Origin of the sequence: Listeria fleischmannii subsp. fleischmannii LU2006-1, assembly GCF_000344175.1 — a bacterium.
Lineage (GTDB): Bacteria > Bacillota > Bacilli > Lactobacillales > Listeriaceae > Listeria > Listeria fleischmannii.
In genome coordinates, this window is sequence record NZ_ALWW01000006.1 from 27,327 (window position 1) to 52,592 (window position 25,266).

General features: G+C 40.0%; 27 protein-coding genes and 2 pseudogenes. 15 read left to right on the forward strand and 14 right to left on the reverse strand.

Annotated elements, in window-relative coordinates; translation table 11 throughout:
• The 9 genes from LFLEISCH_RS03150 to LFLEISCH_RS03190 all read right to left on the reverse strand — a co-directional run bounded on the left by LFLEISCH_RS03150 (position 1) and on the right by LFLEISCH_RS03190 (position 7,172).
• Positions 1 to 417, reverse strand: coding sequence for a PTS sugar transporter subunit IIA (locus LFLEISCH_RS03150; RefSeq protein WP_007472884.1), 417 nt, complete (start codon positions 415 to 417; stop codon positions 1 to 3).
• Between the two features lie 16 nt (positions 418 to 433).
• A complete protein-coding gene (locus LFLEISCH_RS03155; protein ID WP_007472885.1) occupies positions 434 to 1,429 on the reverse strand; it encodes an SIS domain-containing protein in 996 nt (331 codons plus the stop codon).
• A gap of 21 nt (positions 1,430 to 1,450) precedes the next feature.
• On the reverse strand, positions 1,451 to 2,515 hold the full coding sequence (locus LFLEISCH_RS03160; protein ID WP_007472886.1) for an SIS domain-containing protein: 1,065 nt from the start codon (positions 2,513 to 2,515) through the stop codon (positions 1,451 to 1,453).
• 13 nt (positions 2,516 to 2,528) lie between these two features.
• Positions 2,529 to 3,350, reverse strand: coding sequence for a PTS system mannose/fructose/sorbose family transporter subunit IID (locus LFLEISCH_RS03165; protein WP_007472887.1), 822 nt, complete (start codon positions 3,348 to 3,350; stop codon positions 2,529 to 2,531).
• Positions 3,331 to 4,149, reverse strand: a complete 819-nt coding sequence (locus LFLEISCH_RS03170; protein ID WP_007472888.1) for a PTS mannose/fructose/sorbose/N-acetylgalactosamine transporter subunit IIC — start codon at positions 4,147 to 4,149, stop codon at positions 3,331 to 3,333. The genes LFLEISCH_RS03165 and LFLEISCH_RS03170 overlap by 20 nt, the downstream gene beginning before the upstream one ends.
• Positions 4,150 to 4,172: 23 nt before the next feature.
• Entirely contained in the window at positions 4,173 to 4,640 is a 468-nt protein-coding gene (locus LFLEISCH_RS03175) for a PTS sugar transporter subunit IIB (protein WP_007472889.1), read from the reverse strand.
• 13 nt (positions 4,641 to 4,653) lie between these two features.
• A complete protein-coding gene (locus tag LFLEISCH_RS03180) occupies positions 4,654 to 5,355 on the reverse strand; it encodes a GntR family transcriptional regulator (RefSeq protein ID WP_007472891.1) in 702 nt (233 codons plus the stop codon).
• Between the two features lie 2 nt (positions 5,356 to 5,357).
• Entirely contained in the window at positions 5,358 to 6,089 is a 732-nt protein-coding gene (locus LFLEISCH_RS03185; RefSeq protein WP_007472894.1) for a GntR family transcriptional regulator, read from the reverse strand.
• A gap of 129 nt (positions 6,090 to 6,218) precedes the next feature.
• Positions 6,219 to 7,172, reverse strand: coding sequence for an AraC family transcriptional regulator (locus tag LFLEISCH_RS03190; protein ID WP_223196441.1), 954 nt, complete (start codon positions 7,170 to 7,172; stop codon positions 6,219 to 6,221).
• Between the two features lie 150 nt (positions 7,173 to 7,322).
• Here LFLEISCH_RS03190 and LFLEISCH_RS03195 point away from each other — a divergent pair, with 150 nt between their 5' ends.
• The 6 genes from LFLEISCH_RS03195 to fucO all read left to right on the forward strand — a co-directional run bounded on the left by LFLEISCH_RS03195 (position 7,323) and on the right by fucO (position 13,728).
• Positions 7,323 to 8,630, forward strand: a complete 1,308-nt coding sequence (locus LFLEISCH_RS03195; protein ID WP_007472898.1) for an MFS transporter — start codon at positions 7,323 to 7,325, stop codon at positions 8,628 to 8,630.
• A 1-nt stretch (position 8,631) separates the two neighbouring features.
• The gene (gene rhaB, locus LFLEISCH_RS03200; RefSeq protein ID WP_040504746.1) at positions 8,632 to 10,065 is read left to right on the forward strand and encodes a rhamnulokinase; all 1,434 of its coding nucleotides are present in this window, start codon (positions 8,632 to 8,634) and stop codon (positions 10,063 to 10,065) included.
• Entirely contained in the window at positions 10,058 to 11,329 is a 1,272-nt protein-coding gene (rhaA, locus tag LFLEISCH_RS03205) for an L-rhamnose isomerase (protein WP_007472902.1), read from the forward strand. The genes rhaB and rhaA overlap by 8 nt, the downstream gene beginning before the upstream one ends.
• Before the next feature lie 12 nt (positions 11,330 to 11,341).
• Positions 11,342 to 12,175 (forward strand): rhamnulose-1-phosphate aldolase, encoded by an 834-nt coding sequence (gene rhaD / locus LFLEISCH_RS03210; RefSeq protein WP_007472903.1) that lies wholly within the window; start codon positions 11,342 to 11,344, stop codon positions 12,173 to 12,175.
• Between the two features lie 12 nt (positions 12,176 to 12,187).
• On the forward strand, positions 12,188 to 12,502 hold the full coding sequence (rhaM, locus tag LFLEISCH_RS03215; RefSeq protein WP_007472905.1) for an L-rhamnose mutarotase: 315 nt from the start codon (positions 12,188 to 12,190) through the stop codon (positions 12,500 to 12,502).
• 74 nt (positions 12,503 to 12,576) lie between these two features.
• Positions 12,577 to 13,728, forward strand: coding sequence for a lactaldehyde reductase (gene fucO / locus LFLEISCH_RS03220; protein WP_007472906.1), 1,152 nt, complete (start codon positions 12,577 to 12,579; stop codon positions 13,726 to 13,728).
• A gap of 32 nt (positions 13,729 to 13,760) precedes the next feature.
• Here fucO and LFLEISCH_RS16340 read toward each other — a convergent pair whose 3' ends face one another.
• Positions 13,761 to 13,946 (reverse strand): nitrous oxide-stimulated promoter family protein, encoded by a 186-nt coding sequence (locus LFLEISCH_RS16340; protein WP_309251636.1) that lies wholly within the window; start codon positions 13,944 to 13,946, stop codon positions 13,761 to 13,763.
• Positions 13,947 to 14,093: 147 nt separating this feature from the next.
• A pseudogene (locus LFLEISCH_RS03230) lies at positions 14,094 to 14,661 on the reverse strand (TetR/AcrR family transcriptional regulator).
• A 217-nt stretch (positions 14,662 to 14,878) separates the two neighbouring features.
• Here LFLEISCH_RS03230 and LFLEISCH_RS03235 point away from each other — a divergent pair.
• The 3 genes and pseudogenes from LFLEISCH_RS03235 to LFLEISCH_RS14550 all read left to right on the forward strand — a co-directional run bounded on the left by LFLEISCH_RS03235 (position 14,879) and on the right by LFLEISCH_RS14550 (position 18,685).
• Positions 14,879 to 16,208, forward strand: a pseudogene (locus LFLEISCH_RS03235) (LysM peptidoglycan-binding domain-containing protein).
• 124 nt (positions 16,209 to 16,332) lie between these two features.
• A complete protein-coding gene (locus tag LFLEISCH_RS03240) occupies positions 16,333 to 17,961 on the forward strand; it encodes a polysaccharide lyase family 8 super-sandwich domain-containing protein (RefSeq protein ID WP_051057282.1) in 1,629 nt (542 codons plus the stop codon).
• Positions 17,921 to 18,685, forward strand: coding sequence for a polysaccharide lyase family 8 super-sandwich domain-containing protein (locus tag LFLEISCH_RS14550; RefSeq protein ID WP_051057283.1), 765 nt, complete (start codon positions 17,921 to 17,923; stop codon positions 18,683 to 18,685). The genes LFLEISCH_RS03240 and LFLEISCH_RS14550 overlap by 41 nt, the downstream gene beginning before the upstream one ends.
• Before the next feature lie 68 nt (positions 18,686 to 18,753).
• On the opposite strand, the gene LFLEISCH_RS03245 is transcribed toward LFLEISCH_RS14550, so the two are convergent.
• Both LFLEISCH_RS03245 and tmk read right to left on the reverse strand, forming a co-directional pair.
• Positions 18,754 to 19,083, reverse strand: coding sequence for a cyclic-di-AMP receptor (locus tag LFLEISCH_RS03245; protein ID WP_007472914.1), 330 nt, complete (start codon positions 19,081 to 19,083; stop codon positions 18,754 to 18,756).
• Between the two features lie 101 nt (positions 19,084 to 19,184).
• Complete coding sequence (gene tmk / locus LFLEISCH_RS03250; RefSeq protein WP_007472915.1) at positions 19,185 to 19,808, reverse strand: dTMP kinase; 624 nt, start codon at positions 19,806 to 19,808, stop codon at positions 19,185 to 19,187.
• 190 nt (positions 19,809 to 19,998) lie between these two features.
• Between tmk and LFLEISCH_RS14940 the strand changes: the two genes are divergently transcribed.
• A complete protein-coding gene (locus LFLEISCH_RS14940) occupies positions 19,999 to 20,199 on the forward strand; it encodes a helix-turn-helix transcriptional regulator (RefSeq protein ID WP_040504747.1) in 201 nt (66 codons plus the stop codon).
• A gap of 4 nt (positions 20,200 to 20,203) precedes the next feature.
• Positions 20,204 to 20,605 (forward strand): hypothetical protein, encoded by a 402-nt coding sequence (locus LFLEISCH_RS03260; protein ID WP_007472924.1) that lies wholly within the window; start codon positions 20,204 to 20,206, stop codon positions 20,603 to 20,605.
• A gap of 183 nt (positions 20,606 to 20,788) precedes the next feature.
• Here the strand turns inward: LFLEISCH_RS03260 and LFLEISCH_RS03265 are convergent, their stop codons facing one another.
• On the reverse strand, positions 20,789 to 22,168 hold the full coding sequence (locus tag LFLEISCH_RS03265; RefSeq protein WP_007472925.1) for an aminotransferase class I/II-fold pyridoxal phosphate-dependent enzyme: 1,380 nt from the start codon (positions 22,166 to 22,168) through the stop codon (positions 20,789 to 20,791).
• Between the two features lie 153 nt (positions 22,169 to 22,321).
• On the opposite strand from LFLEISCH_RS03265, the gene dhaK reads away from it, so the two are divergent.
• The 4 genes from dhaK to LFLEISCH_RS03285 all read left to right on the forward strand — a co-directional run bounded on the left by dhaK (position 22,322) and on the right by LFLEISCH_RS03285 (position 25,241).
• A complete protein-coding gene (gene dhaK, locus LFLEISCH_RS03270) occupies positions 22,322 to 23,314 on the forward strand; it encodes a dihydroxyacetone kinase subunit DhaK (RefSeq protein WP_007472926.1) in 993 nt (330 codons plus the stop codon).
• 13 nt (positions 23,315 to 23,327) lie between these two features.
• Positions 23,328 to 23,930, forward strand: coding sequence for a dihydroxyacetone kinase subunit DhaL (gene dhaL, locus LFLEISCH_RS03275; protein ID WP_007472927.1), 603 nt, complete (start codon positions 23,328 to 23,330; stop codon positions 23,928 to 23,930).
• Positions 23,927 to 24,301, forward strand: a complete 375-nt coding sequence (gene dhaM, locus LFLEISCH_RS03280) for a dihydroxyacetone kinase phosphoryl donor subunit DhaM (protein WP_007472928.1) — start codon at positions 23,927 to 23,929, stop codon at positions 24,299 to 24,301. The genes dhaL and dhaM overlap by 4 nt, the downstream gene beginning before the upstream one ends.
• A gap of 91 nt (positions 24,302 to 24,392) precedes the next feature.
• Positions 24,393 to 25,241, forward strand: a complete 849-nt coding sequence (locus tag LFLEISCH_RS03285; RefSeq protein ID WP_007472929.1) for an aldo/keto reductase — start codon at positions 24,393 to 24,395, stop codon at positions 25,239 to 25,241.
• Positions 25,242 to 25,266 lie beyond the last annotated feature (25 nt).

A 25,266-nucleotide genomic window follows, 5' to 3' on the forward strand; every position in this document is an offset into this window, starting at 1 on the left:
CTAAAAATCGTCTTCAATTTGTTGGGTTGGCATGGTATATCTGTAAATACCCTGCACCGCGGCTATTGCGGACTGATCTGCGAGCTTATCTATCTTTTGGCTATCGCGCTGGATAAACGCTTCCAGAAGCAGGGGGATGTTTACTCCCGCAACAAGTTCCGACTGCTTATAATTTTCCAGAAGGACAACGAGTACGTTAAAAGGGGTTCCTCCTTTTAAATCCGTAAGAAACAAAATTCCTTTTTCTAGGTTTAAAGTCTGGACTTCCTTCACTATTTTATGTTGCAAACTTTCGACCGTCATTCCCTCTTCAAACGAAACAAAACTGGTATTTTTTTGCACCCCACAAATCATTTCTGCCGAGCGAATTAATTCCTTCGCCGCATGTCCATGCGTACAAACTAAAATTGCTGTCATTTTAAAAACCGCCTTTTTAATAGTCTAATTGACGATAGTAGCGTCTAATTTCCATCGGATGGCGATTTATCTGTTCCACGTGGACATCAATTCGGTTATTAACCGCATGCAAGATAAACGGTGAAAGTGTTCCTCTAAATTTTTCCGAAATACCTGGCACGTCATAATCTTTAGCATCTATAATCGTATAGTTTCCACAAATTTGAGGGATAAAACGAGCGACTCGTTCGCTAAGCGCGCGCTGTGTATCTTCTGTTACATAAATCGTAACAGGTGTATCACGCTCAACAATTTCAAACATTCCGTGGAAAAATTCATGCGCCTCAATGGATTTTGTTTTAATCCAGTGCTGCTCTTCCCAGTAACACATGGCGTAGGAATACGTTGCGCCCCACTGATTTCCGGCACCTACAAAATAATGAATAGCATCTTCATGGTGCTTCTTCGCAAATTCCTTTCCAAATTCATCCGCCGCTTTTTCAACTTCTACAATTCCTTTAGCAAAATGTTGATCCATCTCACTATAAAATTCGTCGTATTCTGCAAACTCGCCCGCCAAATACATAAAGCGGTCCCCCACCATGAAAAATTTAAGCTGTTCATTAAGCGGATAAGAAATCAAGTAGTCTACAAGGGAGGCTAGTTCAGTGTCCGCCTTATCAATAAAGCCAAGCACTTTAGCGCCAATTTCCTTACATTTTTTGACAGCTTGAACAACCTCTTCCGTGCTCCCTGTTACAGATGAAATAACGACAAAGGTATCTTTTGTCACGCGCTTATTTCCTGTCGTTAAAAAAACCGCCGCATTTTCATAAAACGTCTCAAGTTCGGTCCGCTCTTTCATATGCACAACCGCTTGCATAGCAGAAGCGTAAGTACCTCCAATACCTAACCAGCATACGTTACTAAAGCCTCGGCTAAAGACATCATCAATAACCTCATTAATTTGCGGACGTAATTTTAACGCCCCTTCCATATTTTTTAATACTTTTCCTTCGTCAAATTTCAGCATGACTACTCCTGCCTTCCTAATTTAAATTTTCGACGCCGTGATTTTATCGAATTCTGGAAACGCCGATTTTTCTAAATCAATACCTTTTTCCTGCGAAATCCTAAACGCTAATAAATGTATTGGGATTGTCATATATAGCGACGCCAATAATTCATCCGTTTGAATATGAAGTGCTAAATCATTTGGACTTGCTTTACCTTGATCAGCGTATATCGTTTGAACATGCGGCACATGCCCGCGTAGAAACTCTTTTAATTTATCCGCCCGATTCATAAGTTGACCTTCTGGTTCTAAGAAAATAATATTATCCGAAGTATCTAAGCCAATATACGGACCGTGCATATATTCTTCTAGTTCCTTACCAAAAGCTGTTATACGAATGGTTTCTGTCACTTTTGTTTCTCCCTCACGTGCGACCCCGTAGGTGCTTCCGTAACCGATAAAGAAAATCCGCGTTGCACTCATCCATTCTTTTGTATGTGCCGCCACCCATTTTGTGGACTTTTCAATAATGTTGGGTAGTTCAGTTGCAATTTTTTTCATTTCACTTACATCAAATTCATATTGTTCAGGTGTTATTTTCCCTTCAGCTAAGGCAAGTTCAAGGGCTAATAGATTTAAAATGAGAATGGTTGCACTATAACCGGCTGTTACATAAGGCATTTCTTCTACTTCCATGCCCATTCCAATAACAAGTTTCGCTTCTTTTGCAATGGGACTCGCTAAATCGCTCGTGATGGTAAAAATTGTGCCACCTTGTTTTTCAATTTCTTTTACAAGATGAATCGTCGAATAACTATGGCCGCCCTGCGAAATCGCAATATATAACGTATTTTTATCCAAATGAAGCATATAATTTCCAGAAAGGGACGGTTCTTCGATATAAACGGGAATGCCTAGTTTGGCGCTCATATAAAGCTGGGCGCTAAAAGCCGCGTTTGAACTCGATCCTGTCGCAAAAATAACGACTGCGCGATATTCGCTGTGTGCCCATTTGATCATCGGTTCTAAAATTTGTTTGCGATTTTCCAAAAGATTTTTATATATACTCGGTTCTTTATGAATGTAATCTTCCATATTTTTCATGTTTTCACCTGCTTTATTTTAATAATCCTGTAAAGGCGCCTAAAATACCGATTCCGGCAATTAAAAGGAGTATCCAATGTGCTTTAAGTCCTTTTTTATCTAACCAAAAGATAAAGAATGTAAAACCTAAAGCTAAAATTCCAGGGACAATACCATCAAAAATGCTTTGAATGCTAACGGCTTCTTTTCCAGAACCAAATTTAAATGGCATATTGATATTCACCATGGTGGCTACCATTGCCCCTACAACGCCTAAACCTATAATTGAAGCGCCGTATGATAATTTATCCATTAGACCCGTTTTTTGGATTTTCTCAATAAAATTCGCACCGATATTATAGCCTATAAACAAACCGTAATAACGCGTCAGAATAGCGGGAATATTGAAAATAAGGAGGAATAAAATGGGGCCTAAAATATTTCCTTGCATCGCAAGCGATGTTCCAATACCGGTTGCGATAACGCGCAATGTCCCCCAGAAAAACGAATCGCCGATACCGCTTAACGGGCCCATTAAAACCACTTTAATATTATTAATCGAATCCGTATCAAAATTTTCCTCCTTAGCCGCTTGTTCCTCCATCGCAATGGAAATACCAAGTGGAAACGTGGAAAGCCACGGCGTTACGTTATAAAACTCTAAATGTCTTTGGTAAGAAGCTATTTTCTTTTCCTTATCTTTTTTAAAAATCTTATTTAATGCGGGTAGCATCGAAAAGCCGTAACCTAGATTCGATTGACGCTCGTAGTTCCAAGACCATTCCATCGTAAATGAGCGCCAAAACACTTTCATCAAATCTTTTTTCGTTAGTACATCAGAATTCTTCATCTTCATAATTAATCCCTCCTTCATCCGCAAGTGCCGGTTTTGTTCCATTATTTTTTGGCGGACCATCCTGTTTTAGTGTGGCATAGCCTGTTAGAATTAAAGCAAGGCATGCACCAAAGATAGCTACTCCTGTTACAGGTACTTTTAAATACACGGCTAAGGCAAAACCAAAAACAAAGAATACTGCATTCTTTTTATTAATCATGAGTTTAAGTAATAACGCAAAACCATACGCTGGAAGTAAGCCTGTTGCAATGCCAAGGCCGCTGATAATAAATTGCGGGATGGCATCGAGGACGGTTTTAATAACTGGACTACCAACTAGGTACGAAACGGCTACAATAATGCCAATCGGTAAATTAATGGATAGAAAACCACCTAGAAGCTGCATGCGACTTATCCCGCTTGAATTTCCCTCCAAGGCGTACTTATCCGCTTTATGCACAAAATAAGGTAAAACGAAAATAAAACACAGGTTTTTAACAACTAAGACAAGGGAGGCAATTGGAATTCCAAGCGCTAGCGCTACGGCTGTACTTTCTCCTGTAGCGATTGCAAAAGCAGTTCCTAAAATACTGCCTGAAATAATTTCTGGCGGTATAGAGGCGCCAATCGAAAACGATCCGACAAATGCTAATTCTAAAGTGGCTCCCATAATAATTCCCATTTGAACATCGCCCATAATAAGACCCGCCAGTGTACAAGTTACAAGCGGTCTCGATAACATGGATGAGCCAAATAAGTACTCTCCATTTGCAAGCATGGCTACTAACGCTAGCAAAATCGCTGTCACAATATTTTCCATAATTCAGCCCTTCTTTCTAAGTTTTATGCCTCAAAAGGAACTTTCTTTTCATTTGGCACTTGTTGGATAAAAATGTCAATATTCCGTTTTTTCAAATCATTCAATTGATGCACTTCATTATCTGTGAGATTGACTGCTTTTGAAAAATTAGTTGTGCCTTCTCGCTGTTTTGTGCCGCCTAAATTTAACATTGGAATTTTGCCGTTTGTGCCGTCAATTAGTTTGTAAGCGTCGTCAACGGATTCCACTACAATAAGCATTTGATACTTATCCGTAACGCCCGAATTAATCGCCTTAATACTCTCCTCGATACTTTTCATGACTAACTTCGCAGCTTCGGGTTTAGCCAGACGAATGGCAGATTTTCGAAAATCATCTGCTGCGACACTATCACTTGCGACCAATATTGTGTTTACATCTAATGCGTTGAACCAGGATACCGCTACTTGTCCATGAAGTAGGCGGTGATCCACTCTTAAAAATTGAATCATTTTTAATTCCTCCTTAGTTAAAGTCGACTACATATTTGGTTGACTTGGCATCTTCATAACGATTTTGAATAGCAATAGGTGTCTTTCTTTCTGCAAAAAAAACACTGCTCAATTTAAAAACTGGGGCGCCTTCCTGCATGTGCATATGTTTTATTTGCTCATTACCTGCTAAAATCAGTTGAAGTTCCTGCTGAAGCTCAAACAATTTATATTTACCTGAATTGACAAGTTCAATCGTATTGATAATTTGGACATCTTTAACTTGTAAATCAGGATATAAACGCAGTGGTAAAATCAGTACGTCAAGCGTCATCGAAAGCTTGCTTTTTTGAACAAATTTAATGTAATAAATCAGTTCATTTTCTTTTATTTGGAGCATGCTGGCATAGAATTTTCCCGCTTTACGAATATAAAAATCTTTTATTTCTTTTTTTAAATCTTCGGTGGTACTATTTTTCATGACACCTGTCATTTCTAAAATGTTTTGCGCCGTTAATTTAGGTTGCACATAAAGGCCCACGCCATTCTTACGTAAGATAAGTCCTTCTGAAACGAGCAAATCCACTGCTCTGCGTATTGTTGTGCGGCTGCTTGAAAAGATTTCTTGTAATTCTTTTTCATTTGGCATGAGCATTCCGGCTTTATATTCCTCGCGCTCTATTTTATCTTTTATTTCATTTGCGATTTTTTCAAATAGTGGCTGTTTAGCACTCATCTTCACTCATCCTCCAAGTAATCAAATATGTGTTGCGCATTAATTTTATATTTAATTTGATCACCAATAAGGTACTGTTTGCTGTATTCAATTGGCTCATCGTGTTCTTCAAACGCTTTGCTGACAACTTCAAAAAGCGCCGTATCAAGCGGTACTTTTAAGTAACTAGCGAGCACTTCACAAGCCGGCTTAAAGCGGAGCTCCTCGCGGCCGTATGTTGGCTTCGTATTGTAACGCTCTTCTAGAATCTGATAAAGCGACTCATTGTTAAAATCGATAGTTTCAATTCCTTTAAATCGCCGAATGTTGAGATACGATATTTCAAATGAAAACGGCCTTCCGGAAACTTCTCTAAGGCGAATTAATTTGAAAAGCGGTTGTGTCGCATCTAGCTTTAAAAACGAACTGGCTTCCACATCCCCGTTTACGACTTCATTTGAAACAACCGAAATGGTTTGTTTACCGGGGAGTTGACTGCTCATCGAATTCATTTTCAAAATATTAATGGTTTGTTTTGCATTAATTTGCATGCCTTTGCGATTTCTTTTTTGCACAACGGCTTCCTTTTCAAGTACATCAAGCGAACGCCTTAGTGTGGTTCGGCTAATTCCAAGAGCTGATTCAAGCGCGCGTTCGGACGGGATATCTGTTTCTCCCTCGGCTATCTTCTCCTGGACGAGAAAGCGCAATTGCTCTTCACTTTGACTTGATGGGGATACATCTTTAAACTCCAAACCGGCACCTCCTTTATTTTCACAAAAGATACAGCTTAATCTATTTTTAATACCAACTTAATTGTAATCGCTTGCATTTTATTTGTCAATAGCTTTCCAAAATAAAAAAACACCCTCCCAGATGTCTTTTTAATTGGTTTCTTTACGCCTCTCAAGTGGCAATGTCTTGTATTTATCTTTATAAAGCGAATAAAAATAGGTTTTATTTTGGAAGCCAACTTGTTCAATAATATCGTTAATCGGGATATTGGTTGTTTCGATTAATAAATTGGCGGCAAGTATTTTTTGTTTATTCACTAGTTCGGTGAAAGTGGAACCTGTTTTCTTTTTTATCACATTGCTTAAATAATTTTTATTATAGCCTAATGAATCGGCTGCTTTTGTTAGCGTCATATCACGATATTCTTTTTCAATCAGCTGGAGAGTGTTTAACGCTACATTATCCGTTTCCCTATAGAGACTACGAACTTCATCTGACAAGTATGTGTCGCATTTTCGGACAAGTTCTGTAAATAAAATCGGCAAGTATAGGGTGATAATTTTTGTCGAAAATTCTTCATCTCGGAAATATTCCGTAATAATCTGGTCTAAAATTTGTTGAATGTGCGGGATATTGGCGCTTTTGAAGATAATATATTTTTTCATATGGTTGCCTGAAACGCTTGAGTTGAGCAAAAAATCATACACTAAACTGTTTTTCTTCTTTATCCCCGTTAGCCACTCTAGGTTAATATTTTTATCACGAAAAAGGATGTTAATCAAAATATCCTCCTCGCCCATGGCTCCAATTGAGTGATGACAACCACTGTCTAGTAATAGGAGCTCTCCTTTGTTTAAAACTTCGAGATTTCCTTCAATCGTTTGATGACATTCACCGCGGAGCATATAATTGAGCTCCAAAAATTGATGGGAATGGTACGGATAATCAGCAAAACGATTATGCTTACTGACATAAATATCTTTATTTCTGAAAAAATATTCATTTAGCAAATTCATAGTGCCGTCTTTTTTTGAAAACGATTTTTTTGGATAATCCATGATGAATCCGCCTGTTTCTTTTTGAATCTTTTCCCTACTATTCATGCGGAATATCCGCGCTTTAATCCCCTCATCCACTCTGTTCACCACCTGTATATTTGATACTATTATTATAAACATACGTTATTGTAAGCGCAACCATTCAAGAATATATTATAAGTAAGCGCTTAACAAAAATACGTAGGAGGGTTAATTGTGAGTACAGTTGCAAAAGAAAGTAAAAAAGGAACAATTGCTGTATCATTAACAAATTACTTAGACTCAGGTTGTATTGTTGCAGGTGCAAGTGGCTTAACTTTATGGGCCAGTGAATTTGGATTAGATAGTTTTGCTGTAGGATTGCTAGGTGCTGTGAGTGCCAATGCATTCGGTTCTGCCTTTGGTGCATTAATTGGCGGGCATTTAGCAGATAAATACGGGCGGAAATTTATTTATACGTATAATATGCTTGTTTATATTCTTGGTGTTGCGATTATTATGTTTGCCATGAATTTTACGATGTTGTTAATTGGATTTTTAGTTACTGGATTGTCTGTTGGGGCTGGGGTCCCTGCTTCATGGACGTATATTTCTGAGATGGCTAATCCGAAAATTAGAGCAAAGAATATTGGGATTTCACAATTTGCTTGGTCATGTGGGCCAGCCATTATCTTTACACTTGGTATTTTAGTTTCACCGCTTGGGCTTTTTGGAAACCGTTTACTTTTCCTATCACTTCTTATTGTCGCGGTTGTAGCTTGGTCACTTCAACGCCGTTTAGATGAATCGAAGGACTGGGAAGCAGAGCAAGCAAAATTAAAAGAAGCGGGCACAAAACAATCTCACCCGTTCAAACACGCATTTTCAAATATGATTAATATGAAATCTATTTTATTCTTAGTTGGCGTTTATATGTTCTGGAACTTAGTAGCAGGCGCAATGGGCTTTTTCATGCCATTCGTTTATGAAACAGTTGGAGGACTTACAAATACACAAGCCAACTTACTTCAAGCCGTTTTATGGATTTTAACAGCAGCAGCAACTTACTTTGGATTCGCTAAATTCGGTGACCGCGTTAGCCACAGATGGTTATTCTTCGTCGGAGCTGCAATGGCCGTTGCTTCATGGATTGTACTGACCTTTGTAGGCATGTCTTGGGTTGGACTTTGGTCATTCGTTATTCTTTGGGGTATTTCAGCAGGTATCGGCGCACAAGCTTTCTACGCACTTTGGTCCACTGAATTATTCCCAACACAGTACCGCGGCGGCGTTCAAGGCATTATGTTCTTTATCGTTCGTGGAAGTGCCGGCATTTGGTCGATTATTTTCCCAGTTATCCTAACCAGCCTTGGTTTCACTGTAGCAGGAACTATTATGATTATTCTCCTTGCTATTTCGCTACTTATTGGCGTCATCTGGACACCAAATACTCGCGGGCGGACACTTGATGACATCACGGAGGAACGTTATGGCGCTTTAAACAAAAAAGAAGTAGAGGCTACTCTTGTAAAGGAAAGTGATTGATGTGAAACACTATGTAGCAGTGGATATTGGGGCATCGAGCGGACGACTTATTTTGGGGGAAATCGTGCAAGAAAAACTCGTTTTACGCGAGGTGCACAGATTTAAAAATGGTTTTACGTTCCGAGACGGTCACGACCGCTGGGAAATCGACAAATTGATGCGCGAAATTTTTACAGGTCTAGAGAAATTAAAACAAGAAGGCATTTCCGAATGTACCCTTGGGATTGATACATGGGGCGTCGATTACGTTTTAATTTCTAAAGAAGGGACAAAACTCGCCGATCCAATTAGTTACCGAGACAAACGGACCGAGGACAAAATCACCGAACTGACCTCCCTCTATCCAAAAGATTTTATTTATAAAAAAACCGGCATCCAATTTTTGGAACTCAATACGCTCTATCAATTGTATGCCGAAGATAAAAATTTAATTAAGCAGGCTGAAAAGATTTTACTAATTCCAGATTATATCGGTTATGTATTAACAGGCAAAATGGTCGCCGAAACGACAAATTCATCCACGACGCAAATGCTCAATTTACGCGAGCAGTTATTTGACACAGACCTTCTTGCCCATCTAAACATCGACCCGTGCAAGTTTGCAAAATTAACAGATGCCGGAACACCACTTGGTCATTTACTTCCGAAGTGGTATACGGAATTTGACCTCCCGCAGTGTGATGTCATCACCGTAGCCACGCATGATACGGCATCCGCAGTCGTTGGCACACCTCTTTCGGGAGAAAATCCAGCCTTTTTAAGTAGCGGAACGTGGTCACTTTTAGGTATGGAACTTCAGGCACCGATTACAAGCGAACGCGCTTTCCAAGAAAATTACACAAATGAATGGGGCGCATACGGTACTTACCGTTTTTTAAAAAACATTATGGGCTTATGGATTGTGCAAGAAATTGCGCGCCTAACAGAGTACGAATTGACATTTGCAGAAATGGCTAACGAAGCAGATCGTTATCCGTATTTCACAAGCATCATTGATGTCAATGACGCACGCTTCAACAATCCTCGCAATATGATTTTGGAAATTCAAAATTATTGTCAGGAAAATGGTCAACCAGTACCTGAAACCATTGGTGAACTTACAAACTGTGTCTATTCAAGCTTGGCCGTTTGCTACCGCGATGCACTTCAAACTTTAGCCGAAATTACTGGTGCGAAACCGACGTCCTTATATGTTGTCGGCGGCGGGAGTCAGGTCGCGATTTTAAATCAACTAACAGCTGATCTTACGGGCATCACAGTTTATGCTGGTCCAAGCGAAGCGACAGCCACGGGAAACTTATGCGTCCAAATGATAACAAAAGGCGTCTTAAAAAATATTACTGACGCAAGAGAAATCGTTCGTTCTTCTTTTGATATAAAAAAATATGTTCCAGAGACGAGCGATTTAATTTTAGGAGGGAAAACAAATGAGTGAAGTAGAAAAACGTTATGAAAGCGCAAAAAGCCGTTATGCGGCAATTGGTGTGGATACAGATGCTGCTCTTAAAAAACTAAAAGACATTAAAATTTCAATGCACTGCTGGCAAGGTGATGATGTGAAAGGGTTCTTAAACCCGGGTGGCGAACTGACGGGCGGTATTATGGCAACGGGAAATTATCCAGGTGTTGCCACGACACCAAGCGAACTTCGGGCAGATTTAGAAAAGGCATTTTCATTAATTCCTGGAAAACACAAAGTCAATTTACATGCGATGTACGTGGACACTGATGAAAAAGTCGATTTAGACGAGATTGAACCTAAACATTTTGAAGGTTGGGTAAACTGGGCAAAAGAACACGGGCTTGGCCTAGATTTTAATCCCACATTCTTTTCTCATCCGATGTTTAAAGATAACTATACACTTGCTTCTCCAGATTCAGCTGTGCGTGATTTTTGGATTGAACACGGTAAACGTTCGCGAAAAATTGCGGAATATTTTGGACGTGAATTAGGTCAAACAAGTATTAATAACTTTTGGGTTCCAGACGGTATGAAAGATAATCCAATTGACCGCTTAGCACCACGAAAACGTTTGATGGAAGCTCTTGATGAAGTTTTTGAAGAAAAATTAAATGAAGACTATACGCAAGAATCTGTTGAAAGCAAACTTTTCGGTTTAGGCGCTGAAGCCTACACAGTTGGCTCACACGAGTTTTATATGGGTTACGGTTTAACGCGTGATAAATTAATTTGTTTAGATGCGGGGCACTTCCATCCAACCGAAGTAATCTCAAACAAACTTTCTTCCTTAGCTTTATTCAGCAAAGGGGTTATGCTTCACGTGAGTCGCCCGGTGCGCTGGGATAGTGATCACGTTGTACTGATGGACGATGAGCTTACCGAGATTGGCCGCGAGATTGTGCGAAATGATTTATTGCCGATTACAAATATTGGCCTTGATTTCTTCGACGCAACGATTAACCGCGTGGCCGCTTGGGTGGTTGGCGTGAGAAATACACAAAAAGCGCTTCTAAAGGCACTTCTTGAACCAACTGAGGATTTGAAAAAAATGGAGCTTCAAAACGACTTTACGTCTCGCATGGTGATAACGGAGGAACTAAAAGATTTCCCTTACGGCGATGTATGGAATTACTTCTGCGAACAAAACGGTGTACCAGTTGGCCTTGAATGGCTTAATGAGGTACAAGATTACGAGAAAAATACGTTATTAAAACGAAACGCGATTTTAGAACGATAGGAGTCCTTAAAGATGGTCAATCAAATAGTGAATAAAATTGAAAACGCGCCATTCATCTTAGAAATGGTTGAAACGACAAGTAATTTATATCGTCTCGGCTGGGATGAACGAAATGGCGGAAATATTAGCTATCTGCTTTCTGAGGAAGACATTACGCCTTTTTTAGATGTCACAAAAACGATTCGTAATATTCCAATGGATTTCGATGGTAGCGCGCTTATTGGAAAATATTTTTTAGTCACTGGTTCTGGAAAGTATTTTAAAAACGTACAAAAAGCGCCTAGTGAAAACCTTGGTATTATCCGTGTGGCGGCTGACGGAAAAAGCGTTGATTTATTGTGGGGTCTTGAAAACGGCGCCGTGCCGACAAGCGAACTCCCTTCGCATTTCATGAGTCATATCGCACGCCTATCTGTCAATCCAAACAACCGCATTGTCATGCACTGTCACGCGACTCACCTTTTAGCCATGACATTTACACATGATTTAGATGAATGCCTATTCACAAGAACACTTTGGCAAATGTGCACAGAATGTCTGGTTGTTTTCCCTGACGGCGTTGGAATTGTTCCTTGGCTAATTCCTGGGACAAACGAAATTGGTATCGCAACTTCAGAAAAGATGAAGGAAACAAGACTCGTTGTTTGGCCACATCACGGTATTTACGGAGCCGGTGAAACGATGGATGAAACATTTGGTCTCATTGAAACCGCAGAAAAGGCAGCGCAAGTTTATACCATTGTCCGCTCACAAGGCGAAGTTTTACAAACCATTACCGACGAACAATTAAAGATGCTTGGCGAACGCTTTGGCGTCACCCCAAAATCAGGTTATTTAAACCTATAAGGAGGAAACCATATGGAACGCATCGCACAACTTATGTATTTATACCCGGACCAACAAGAAGAGTACAAAAAACGGCATGACGAACTTTGGCCAGAGCTAGAAGCCGCATTAAAAGCTCATGGGGCAAGCAATTACTCCATTTTCTTGGATAAAAACACCGATATTTTGTTTGCGTATCTGGAGGTCGAATCAAAGTCGCGGTACAACCAAATTGCAGACACTGACATTTGTAAAAAGTGGTGGGCCTATATGGCGCCCATTATGAAAACAAATGAGGACAACAGTCCCGTAACGAAAGAACTGCACGAAGTATTTTATTTAGCATAGCGAATTTAGGGTCGCAAAACGCGGCCCATTCGCCTATTTATTTATGTGATATTTTGAACAAAGGAGAGATTTTTATGGTTAATCGAATGATTTTAAATGAAACGTCCTATTTTGGAAAAGGTGCCATCTCTAAAATTGCGGATGAAGTCCAAAAACGCGGATTTCAAAAGGCCTTTTTAGTGACCGACAAAGGTATCGTGAATGCTGGCGTCGCAAAACGCATAACCGATATCCTTGACGAAAAAGAGCTACCCTATACGCTTTTTGATGGTATCAAACCCAACCCAGGTCTCGCTGACGTAAACGCTGGCGTCTCCGCTTTAAAAGCCTCCGGGGCAGACTACATTTTGGCGCTCGGGGGAGGTTCCCCAATTGACGCGGCCAAAGCACTTGGCATCATTTACACAAACCCAGAACACGCGGACATTTTAAGCCTAGAAGGAGAACCGGGAACTAAAAATCCGAGCTTGCCGATTTTAGCCGTCCCAACGACATCCGGTACTGCTGCTGAAGTAACGATTAATTATGTTATCACCGATGAAGAAAATAACCGCAAATTTGTTTGCGTAGATCCAAACGATATTCCTGTTTGTTCGTTTATTGATAGTGATATGATGATGGGAATGCCGAAAGCGCTTTGTGCAGCCACTGGTATGGATGCTTTAACTCATGCTATCGAAGGCTTTATCACAAAAGGCGCGTGGGAGTTAACCGATACGCTCCATTTAAAAGCTATCGAAATTATTTATCGCGCTCTCCCGGCTTCTGTAAACGGCGACGGGCCTGCGCGGGAAGAAATGGCACTTGGACAGTATATGGCTGGAATGGGCTTTTCAAACGTTGGACTCGGTCTCGTTCATGGCATGGCTCACCCACTAAGCGCTTGGTATGACGTGCCTCACGGGGTCGCTTGCGCCTCTCTTTTACCAATTGTAATGGATTATAATAAAGACTTTACGGGAGAAAAATATCGTGAAATTGCCCGTGTCATGGACATTCCAAATGCGACGACACTCCCGCTTGAAGAGGTTCGCATAAAAGCCGTAGAAGCCGTGAAATCACTCGGTAAACAAGTTGGCATCCCTCAAAACATTACCGAACTTGGCGTTCTAGAAGCTGATTTAGAAGCCATCGCAAAAGATGCATTAAAAGACGTCTGCACAGGTGGAAATCCACGTGATACAAACTTAGAAGATATTTTAGCCTTATATAAAGCTATGTTATAAAAAAAGGGGCCAAGGTTAAACCTTGGCCCCTTTTAACTTTGCATATTTTTAATGACATGGCGTATAGCCCAAACTGGATGATGAAAGAGCATTCTCGGTCCGGAAAAACGCATCACACGCTTAATTTTATCACGATAATCGGCGCGGTAACAATGGACACTACATTTTTCACACGTGCCCTTTTCTTCGCCAAATCGGCAAAAATCCAAACGTTGCATTGCATAGTTTTGTAAATCTTGGCACGCGTCACATAAGCCCTGTGTATGGTGATTTTTTTACAATACAACTCAATCATTGCAGTCACCGTCTTACGTTCTTGTGTGATTTTTGGTCCATTGTTAACCGTTCTCATTTCTTATTCGCCTCTATTTCATTAGTTTTCCTAAAACATCTGTTAATAAATCAGCATTAATCGTAATTTTCGGTGGTCTCGCATAAATGGTATCGTTGACCCGCTCCACCATCGTCAGCAAAATTACGCTATTTAAAACAAGCGAAATGGTTTCAGATTGCGCCGAATTTGCTTTTTCGCCCATAAATTGCTTGATTTTACCCTCAACTTTTATGTACAAATATTCAATAATGGTTGGGTTAATAAATTCCATATCCTTACTGCCCATTTCTTTGACCGAAATCACCATAAAGGCCTGATATTTATCGTAAAGTGACAAAATAAATTCGCTAGCTTCTTTTAAAAAGCAATGGCTATCTTCGAAATCACGTTCAAAAAAGCAATCAATTTCTTCTTGCATCATCTCAAATTGAAATTCCAAGGTTGTATGGATCAAATTTTCTTTGCTTTTAAATTTTTTTAAAAATGGTCGCTTCATTAATGCCTGCCGCTTCAGCTAACTGGCGCGTTGTTGATCCTTTAATACCATTTTGCGCAAGCATTTTAAGCGTTACTTCCATAATGGACTCTTTCGTAATCACTTGTTTTCTCCTTCCTCGCATACAAAGCAAGTACTTACTTAACAAAAGTATAGCAGAGCTTCCGTTGATGTTCAAGACAAGTTATCATTTTCACCCAACGATTCGTCTATAGATTCAAAAATTTAATCTGTTTGAAATAGAAAATATAACGGGAAAAATGGGATAATGATAAATAAATTACATTTTTTAAAAGTTTCGCCAAAAGGAGTGACCAAATTTGGGTATAACGAGAAAAGAGAGGATTTTAGCTGCCAAAAAAAACGGTCAGCTAAATAAAAAGAAGAGCACTTTGCAAACTGGAGCGAAAGTAGCCAGCTTTACAGCCATTGCGAGCACCGCCATAGTTCCTGCTTTTTCAGCTGTAGTGAGTGCAGATGAAATTGCAAACAATCATCAAAATGAGAAAACGCCTGCGAAAACTTTGGAAAACCAGCATGCCACTTCTGGGGGAAAAGAAACGGTTGCTGCCAAACCACAAGTTAGCTATTCATCTGGCGCTACGTTTAGTAGTTTCCAAAAAACAACTATGACAAACAATTCTTCTGTTCAAAATTTTATTAATCAAATTAGTCTTAGCGCCACTAAAATTGCATCCGAAAATGACTTATACGGTTCCGTTATGATTGCACAAGCTATTTTAGAAAGTGCTTCCGGGACAAGCATTCTTGGTTCTTCTCCTAACCATAATTTATTTGGCATTAAAGGTACCTATAATGGCCAAGCTGTCTTAAAAGAAACCCTTGAAGACGATGGAAATGGCAACTATTCTCCCATCAAAGCCTATTTCCGCAAATATCCGTCTTACCATGAATCTTTACAAGATTATGCGCGCGTTATTCGAAATGGCCCTACTTGGAATCCGCTTTATTATTCAGGAGCATGGAAAAGTAATTCTTCCTCCTACCTTAATGCTACACAAGCTTTAACAGGGACATATGCAACAGATACAAGCTATTCCGTGAAACTAAATAACCTTATTAAAACCTATAATTTAACACAATACGATACCCCTTCAAACGGTTCAGGAAGTGCCATGTCAAATTCCTACCACACTGTAGCAAAAGGGGACACCTTGTGGAACATCGCTACGCGTCATGGACTTTCTGTCACCAATTTAAAATCATTAAATAATTTAAAAACCGATACCATTCATATCGGACAAAAACTAGTTATCAAAAAAACCACCTAACGGAAGTAACAGTTCAAACATTGGCGGAAGCAATAGCACATCAGCCTCTACATATAAAGTTGCCTCCGGTGATACACTGTGGAAAATTGCGAAAGCCCATAAAACAACCGTCTCAAACCTTAAATCTTGGAATAAACTTTCGTCAAATACCATTCACATCGGACAAAAACTCATCGTTTCAAAATCCAGTAGCACATCGTCTAATACTAGTACAAGTACAGCCACACATACTGTTAAAAAAGGCGATACACTTTGGAGCATCGCATCTAAAAATAAAGTTTCGCTCCCCCAACTAAAATCCTTAAATAAACTTACAAACAATACTATTTACGTTGGACAAAAACTAAAATTAAAATAATTGTTAAGCGGCCAGATGCATTCTGGTCGTTTTTTATACTAGATAGTTTTAATTGTTATTTTCATGGGTATCGTAAGAAAATTGCATACGATTTTCTTACGATAGATTTGAGGGGGCGAATCCATTGAAAATCAAGCTTTATATAGGAACTTTACTGTTCCTACTGTCCATTATGAGTGCAAACCAGGCACTGGCGCAAACACCCCAAGATCAAAAGAAATCTCTTGAAAATTGGAAAATAGCTCTTACGGGAACTGCTTTCCCCACATCCAACACCCATTTAAATTTAACTCTAAAGGAAAAAGAATCCGAGTTGCAAAATACGATTTTGCCCAAGATAAACACTTCTCCTAACACACCGTACTTGTTTTCAAACATAAAAGATTGGAAAACAAACACCACACAAATTACGATTACCTCAACTAACATCGAAAAAATGGCACTCCTTTATCAAACACCTAACTCTAAATATTATCACAATCCCGCGTTACAACAACAGATTTCATTTGCCTTAGATTGGTTTTACAAAAACATGTACAATGAAAAAACAACAAACACATACGGCGGCTGGTATGACTGGCAAATTGGCACACCTATCACACTTGTGAACACTTTAACTTTAATGAAAGAAAATACTGATAAATATTTATTTCAAAATCTTCTAAACTCAATAAACCATGCTCTTCCAGCCACCATCTCAGATACGTCTATCGGAACGGGCGCCAATCGAATCAATAAAGGTTTCGCCCTTTTAATGAGCGGGGTACTAGGCGATAATCAGGCCAAAATAGATTTAGGGACTGAAATAATAAAACGCGTTTATCTGCCCGTTCAATCAGGCGATGGTTTTTATTCAGACGGAACATTTATTCAACACTCGAATACGCCTTATACAAGTGGATACGGTGCTGAAGTCATTGCCCGAAGCGCAGATATTTATCAACTATTCGCTGGCACGCAAACCATGAGTTCCCAAAGAAGCTTGCCAAGTATTTTCACATATCTTGATACCACTTATTTACCCGTTCTTTATAAAAATGAGGTTTTAGACATGACCCGAGGTAGAGGTATTTCACTAAAAGCCATTAGCAATGAACAAATTGCCAACACTCTTATCTACGACATGCTTATCGTTAGTCAAAAAAACAAAGATGTTGCGTATCGCGCCAAATTTGCTACGCGCTTAAAGGCCTCTATTGTTCAATCAGCTACTAGCCCTGATTTTTACAAAAAACTCACACTCCCACAGGCCCAACACTTTCAAAATCTACTTCAAAATACAAGTATATCCGCTCAGTACCCTAGTCAAACCCATAATAAAATGATGCCCTATGCTAGCCAGGTGATCGATACAAAACCCACTTATGTAGCAGCTTTAAGCATGTTTTCGAAAAGAATATCGGCATTTGAAAGTATCGGAGGACAAAATTTGCTTGGCTTCTATACAGGAACTGGCGCTTTATCCATTTATAATAATGGGGATGCCGCTCTTAAAGGCAATTACTATCCAACCGTTGATATGACGAGCTTACCTGGTACAACAACTGACCACAAAACCAAATCTATTACAGCTGATAACTTAAAATATTTAAATCCTTATTCTTGGTCTGGCGGCATTTCTGATCAAACATTCGGCTCTGCCACCATGCAGTATAGCTTGAAAAACGTGACTGGAAGCTCTCTTATGGCACGCAAATCTTGGTTTTTCCTAAATGGAAAAAATTGTCGCTTTAGGTTCCGGCATTTCTTCTAAAGAGAACCTGAACACCGAAACGATTGTTGAAAATCGGCAATTGACTAATCCTACAAACGCCTTTTCAGTTGGCGGAACTACACTTTCAACAGGCCAAACCAAAACGGTGAGTAATGTGAAATGGGCCTATTTAAACGGCTCCTCGCAAAACGAAAGCATGGGTTATGTTTTCCCGGCGGCAACTACCGTTACAAGTTATAAAAAAGTACAGTCAGGCGACTGGAAAACTTTAAACACGCGAAATAGTCCTAGTCCAGTTAGTGCGACTTATGCGGGTCTAAGGATACCTCACGGGAAAGCACCTCAAAATAAAAGCTACAGTTATATTTTACTGCCAGGTAAATCTAAACAAGCTACTGAAGCTTACAGTAAAAAAATGGATGTTGAAATTCGGGCCAATAATTTAAACCAACAGGCTGTTTTTGATAAATCTCAAAATCTTTGGATAGGGAACTTTTTACAGCCTAGCAGTCTAAATGGCTACGCGGCCAAGACGCGCGGGTCGATGATGGTTAAAAAAGCAAGTGGCAGCGAAAAAATTGTCATTTCCGATCCTTCGATGGAGCAATCAAAAGTGACTTTCCTAGTGCCACAACAAACTGGCTATAAATTAAAAAGAAAAAGTCCTGAAATCACCTATTCCACACAAGGAAAAAATTGGCTCATTCAGGTTAATACTTCAGCCAAAAACGGCGCGTCATTCACGATTCTTTTTGGGAAATAGCTTGTGACTTAAAATGGTTAAGCCAAAGAAAAACGCCCTTTTTAAATTCCAAAAAGGGCGTTTTTTTATTAAAAATGGTGGAAACTTTCAACAGGCATTACGAACACGGTCGCTCCGCCAACCTGAACTTCAATCGGGTAAGGAACGTAAGTATCGACCGTTACACCAAGAGAAGCAGACGGTGTCATCATTTGCTCGCGCGCCTTACAGTTATCACGAATAATATCAAGGGCATCATCCACTCGGTCATCTTCTACACCAATAATAAATGTTGTATTTCCGGCTTTTAAAAAGCCACCCGTTGTCGCAAGTTTAGTCGCGCCAAAATTATCTTTCGTTAAAGCATCAGATAGACGATTGCTATCCTGATCTTGTACAATAGCGAAAATTAATTTCATCTTTTACATCCCCTTCGAAGTACTTTTTTTTATTATATCAAAAATATTGACCCAGACTCATCATTTTGCTTTTTCGCGTCATTTATAAGTCACACCGAGTGTTAGCTTAGCCGCTCCAAAATCAGCTTCAAAATTTCATCCGTAATCTCATCGGGCGTACGGTTTGCGTCAATTCGTTTGAAGCGACTTGGGAACATCGCCATAATTTCCTTATAGCCTTTTTGTACCTTATCGTGGAAGCTAATATCTTCTTTATCAAGCCGATTAATTTCGCGCCCACGACTTGCCGCAATACGCTCTAACCCCGTCGCCGCATCTACATCCAAATAAAAAGTTATGTCAGGTAACGTCTCGCCTACCGCAAATAAATTGATATTTAGTACTTCTTCTATTCCTATACCACGACCTGCCCCTTGATAAGCAAGTGAACTATCAATAAACCGATCACAAAGCACAGTTTTCCCTGCCTGAAGTGCTGGCCTAATTTTTTCAACCACATGTTGCCTACGAGCCCCTGCAATCAAAAGCGCTTCCGTACGCGGATCCATTTCTTCGTTACCAATTCCAAGCACAATTTCTCGCACTTTTTCCGAAATTGGGCTTCCACCCGGTTCACGTGTCTTAATAAAATCAATGCCACTTTGCTTCATTTTTTCTTCTAATAAACGCATTGTTGTTGTTTTCCCTGACCCATCCGGTCCCTCAAGTGTAATAAATAACCCCATCGTTTCCTCTCCTTCAAGCAAATCTCTTATTGATTATATCATAGATACGCATATATCTATGTGAATTGTTTATAAGAAACGGATTCTACAGTGAGCATGACATTATTTATATTTTTTGTAAACTTTACTTTACATTGAATTATTTTTTCTATATACTTTATGTAAAGTAAAGTTTACAGGGATGTGTTAAATCGTGCTTCGTAATTGTATCAAGAAATGTCGCACAGAAAAAGAAATTTCTCAAGAAGAATTGGCCAAAGCAGTAGGAGTTTCCAGACAAACGATACACGCCATCGAAAAAGGAAGTTACAACCCTAGTTTAGAACTCAGCTTTAAATTATCTCTTTACTTCAACAAGACTATCGAAGAATTATTCCAATACACGAGGTGATTTTATGAGAAAATACATCATTCACGTTTCTTTCTATCTACTAGCTTTAGTATATGGCACTCTTTTAGGATTAGTCATATCTGGCTCACCTTTAACCAAATCTTATTTATCAGACGAATTCACTTACTTAATCGGAGGGCTATTCGGAGCACTAATGGGAATAATCCTTGTATTCCCGGATATCAAAAAACGCTTAGACCGAAACGAAGTAGACGAGCGCTATATTCAAAAGAGAGGACAATTTTCATTTTATTTTTTAATCATGCTATTTATTTCTATACCTGTTCTTTTATTCTTCTTCAATTTAAATGGCACCTTCGAGATTCATACCAAAGCTATCGCAAAATGCGTATTTATTCTAATTATCCTATACTCAGCTGGACTTTATTTTATGAAAAAGCGATAAATCATCCATAATAAACAATGTCTAAAAGGTAAGAAATTCTCCGCATACTATAATCTCCTCTATTTGTCTTTTGCAACGTTAACCGACATCATTCAAGTTCAACGAATCACAATTCTATTGCAGATTCAAAAAAGGGAGGTCACTTTGCAAAGTGACCTCCCTTTATAAACATATTGAACTCACTCATACATAAACCGCAATTTCACCTTCTTTTAACCTTTCTCCCCCGTGGAAATGTTTGCCGGAAATGGCTTTTAAAAAAGCAATATGCGCTTCCGTCAGTTTTTCTCCGCGAAGGACGCCGGGAATGCCAGGCGGGTAGACCGATACATTTTCGGCTGCGACAGCATGGAGAGCTTGGTCGAGCTTTATAAAAACACTATTTCGTTCTGCCATTTCCGCGTATGAAAGCGAAAGCACGGTGATTTCAGGCGGGGCGAATTGAAATGTATCAAGCGGAACAGCGGGTTTAGGCAGCGCCTGCAGTGTATGAAGCGGGTCAAACCTTATCCCCTTTTTAATCAGCGGTAAAATCAGTAGAACTTGCTTGTCATCTGAAAGTTCCGGGTAGTAGCCGTTTGCTTCAAAGTGAGCCGCAATGTCATAGCCGGAGTAGCCGTCTTTTCGAACTATCAGCTTAAGCGAGTCATCGGGAAGTAAAACCGTATAGCCCGCCTCTTCCAGAAAATCTATCCATTTGGCGCGCATTTCTAAAAAAGCTTTTAAATCATCTTCTGAATAAGTAGCAACAAACTGGCGCGCGAAGTCGAGCGAAGCCATAACTAGGTAGGACGGGCTGCTTGTTTGCACCATTTGAAGATAGCGCCGAATATCCGACAGACGCGCTGAATCCGAATTGATATGTAAAAAAGCCCCCATCGTCAGTGCCGGAAGGGTTTTGTGCGCCGACTGAACCACAGCATCTGCCCCTAAACGAAGCGCATCTTGCGGAAAATGAGCATTAGCCACAAAATGGGCCCCGTGCGCAGCGTCCAATAAAGCAAGCGCCCCAAACTCGTGAATCACCTTCACCGCCTCCGCTAAATCAAAAGTCGTCCCGTAATAACTCGGATAGGTCAAAACAGCCGCACAAATATCGGGATATTTATGAAATGCCCGCAAAATCGCATCCGCCTCTACACCACTTGAAACACCTGTTAAAAGATCTTTTTTTGTGTTTAAAAAAACAGGCCGAGCTCCTGCAAGTTCCAAAGCATGAATAACCGATTTATGAGCATCGCGAGTCACCAAAACGCGCTCTCCGCGCTTTACTGCAGTAAGTATCATCGCTAAGTTTCCACTTGTTGTTCCGCCAACTAAGAAGAAGCTTTTTTTAGCGCCGTACGCCGAACTGAGTAAAGCTTCCGCATCACGAATGGCCGCTTCAGGGTGGTGCAAATCATCCATTCCGCTTATTTCCGTTAAATCATATTTTAAAATATCTTGCCACATTTCATTATATAAAACACCATTTTTATGCCCCGGAACATGCAATGAAATCGGATTTTGACCCTCGTGTTCTTTCATTTTCGAAAGTAGCGGCACCGCTTTTTGATTCGTCATGACAACCCCTCCTTTATCCTATATTATTGTAGCATTTTTATAAAAGGAATGCTTTCAGTTAAGCGTTTACATGAAAAACGTATTATAATAAAGTTTAACAAGATAATCATAGGGAAATTTTAACTATAGAGTAATTTGGAGGAGGTTTTTTTAATGAAAAAAATTATCAATCGTACGGACCAAGTTGTCGAACAGATGGTAGAAGGCATTGTAAAATCACATCCAGATTTAATTGAACGAATTCCAAACACACGCGTTATCGCGCGAACTGACAAAGGGCCCGGGAAAGTCGGCTTAGTCAGCGGCGGTGGTTCAGGCCATGAACCTGCTCATGCGGGTTATGTAGGACGTGGTATGCTTTCGGCTGCCGTTTGCGGAGATGTTTTTACTTCTCCAACACCAGATCAAATTCATGAAGGTATTAAAGCTGCTAATCAAGGAAAAGGCGTCCTTTTAATTGTTAAAAATTATACGGGCGATGTGATGAATTTTGATATGGCAAAAGAACTTGCTGAAATGGATGACATTGAAGTCGACCAAATTATTATTGATGATGATATTTCTGTTGAAGACAGCACATTTACTACGGGTAGACGTGGCGTTGCTGGCACGGTTTTAGTTCATAAAATTGTCGGTGCCGCGGCAGAAGCCGGAGCTAGCTTGCAAGAACTAAAGGCACTCGGTGAAAAAGTCGTGAAATCCATTAAAACCATTGGCGTAGCACTAACACCGTGCACCGTCCCAGAAGTCGGACATCCTGGCTTTGAACTCGGTCCAGATGAAATCGAACTTGGCATCGGTATTCACGGTGAACCTGGTTTTAGCCGCGAAAAAATTATGCCTTCAAAAGATCTCGCGAAACAGCTTTTTGATCGTATTAACAAGGAGCATCATTTCATATCTGGGGATAAGGTTGTCGTTCTTGTGAATGGAATGGGCGGGACGCCACTAATGGAACAATACATTTTCGCAAATGACGTGCATGAACTTTTAGGCGCAGCGCATGTCGATGTTGAAAAAACAATTGTTGGTGATTACATGACATCGCTTGAAATGGCTGGTCTATCGCTCACTATTTTAAAACTAGAGGACGAAAGATGGGTCGACATGCTAAATATTCCTGTACAAACGATTGCTTGGAAATAAGGAGGACATGACAATGGTTTATGATAAAAATTGGGCGCTAACTTGGCTAAATGATTTTGCGGATAAAATTGCAGAAAATAAGCAGCTTTTAAGCGATTTAGACCAGGCGATTGGCGACGGAGACCACGGTATCAATATGGCGCGTGGTTTAGCGGAACTAAAAAAAGTACTGGCGGAAAAGCCACCCGAAACATTAAAAGACGTTTTTAAGGTGACCGCTATGACGCTTCTTAGTAAGGTAGGCGGCGCATCTGGCCCGCTCTACGGTTCTGCTTTTTTAAATATTAGTAAAGCCATAAACGCCGATACATTAACAAAAGAAGAACTTATAGATGCTCTTGAATCGGGTTTAGCTGGCATTGAAAACCGCGGAAAATCACACGCGCATGAAAAAACGATGATTGATGTTTGGGAGCCCGTTATCCACGTAATGCGTCAAAACGAATTTTCAAATGACGCGATTTTGGCCGCACTTGAAAAAACAAAAGATATGAAGGCTACAAAAGGCCGCGCCTCGTACTTAGGAGAACGTTCAATTGGGCATCTCGATCCTGGAGCGTATTCGTCCGCCCTACTTTTTGAATCCCTTTTAAACAGTGAGGAGGTTGCAAAATGAAAAAACCATACGGCATTGTTATTATTTCGCACTCCGCAAATGTGGCGAAAGGGGTATTTGATATCGTCAGTCAGGTCGCCTTAGATGTCTCAATCACATATGCTGGCGGAACCGATGAGGGCGATATTGGGACTAGTTTTGATAAAGTAAACGAGGCTTTCGAGCAAAATGAAGCGGACAAAGTTTATGCATTTTATGATCTTGGTAGCGCCAAAATGAACATTGAAACCGTCATGGAGCTCTCCGAAAAAGAAATTATTTTATTTAACGCCCCTATTTTAGAAGGCGCCTATGCCACTGCGGCACAAATTCAAATGGACGAAAAACCCGAAGTTATCCAAGCGAATTTAAAGTCTATTGAAATCAAATAATCAGGGGGGCCTATTTTGGGCCTCCTTTTAAAATTGCTTCTAGTGTTATTTTTCTGCTATCATAAGGTAAATAGTTTTAGGGGGAGATAAAATGGCCAAGTCTTTTTCTGATGATATCGTATTAAATAACGGGGTTTCCATGCCAGTTCATGGGTTTGGGGCCTATAAAATTATTGATGAGAATGAATTGCGAAACTCACTTGAAACGGCGGTAGATGCTGGTTATCGCCTTTTTGATACTGCTACTTTTTACCGAAACGAAGCTTCTATCGGACAGTTTTTTCAATCTGCAGGGTTAAAGCGAGACGAATTTTTCGTGACAACGAAAGTTTGGAACACAGATCAGGGGTATGATAAGACACAAAAAGCGTTTGAAAATTCCCTTAAAAAGTTGCAACTTGACCAAATTGACTTATATTTAGTTCACTGGCCAAAACAAGAAACTTTTTTTGAAACTTGGAAAGCTTTAGAAAAACTATACGATGAGGGTTTAATACGCGCTATCGGCGTTTCAAATTTTGAAGCGCACCATCTTGACCGGCTTTCTACAAAAGCAAATGTCCTGCCGGCTGTCGACCAAATCGAAACACATCCCTACTTTCCCAATCATTTACTACACGACTATTTAGAAAAATTACATATTGCTCACCAGGCCTGGAGTCCACTTGGCAGAGGACCTGTTTTAGAAGAAAATGAACTAAAGAAAATCGGTCAGCGTTATAATAAAACTGCGGCACAAGTCGTTTTACGTTGGCATATCCAAAACCAGGTAGCCATTATTCCAAAATCTGAAAATCCAAAACGAATTCGCGAAAACGCCGATATTTACGACTTCGAACTAACGCGCGAAGAAATGATAGTCATTAACAATTTAAATCGTGGCGAACGCGTAAGTAACGCACCAGATGTTATCTATGTTCGTACCGAGCCTGAAAACTAAAAAAACCTCGACCTTGATAAGGTCG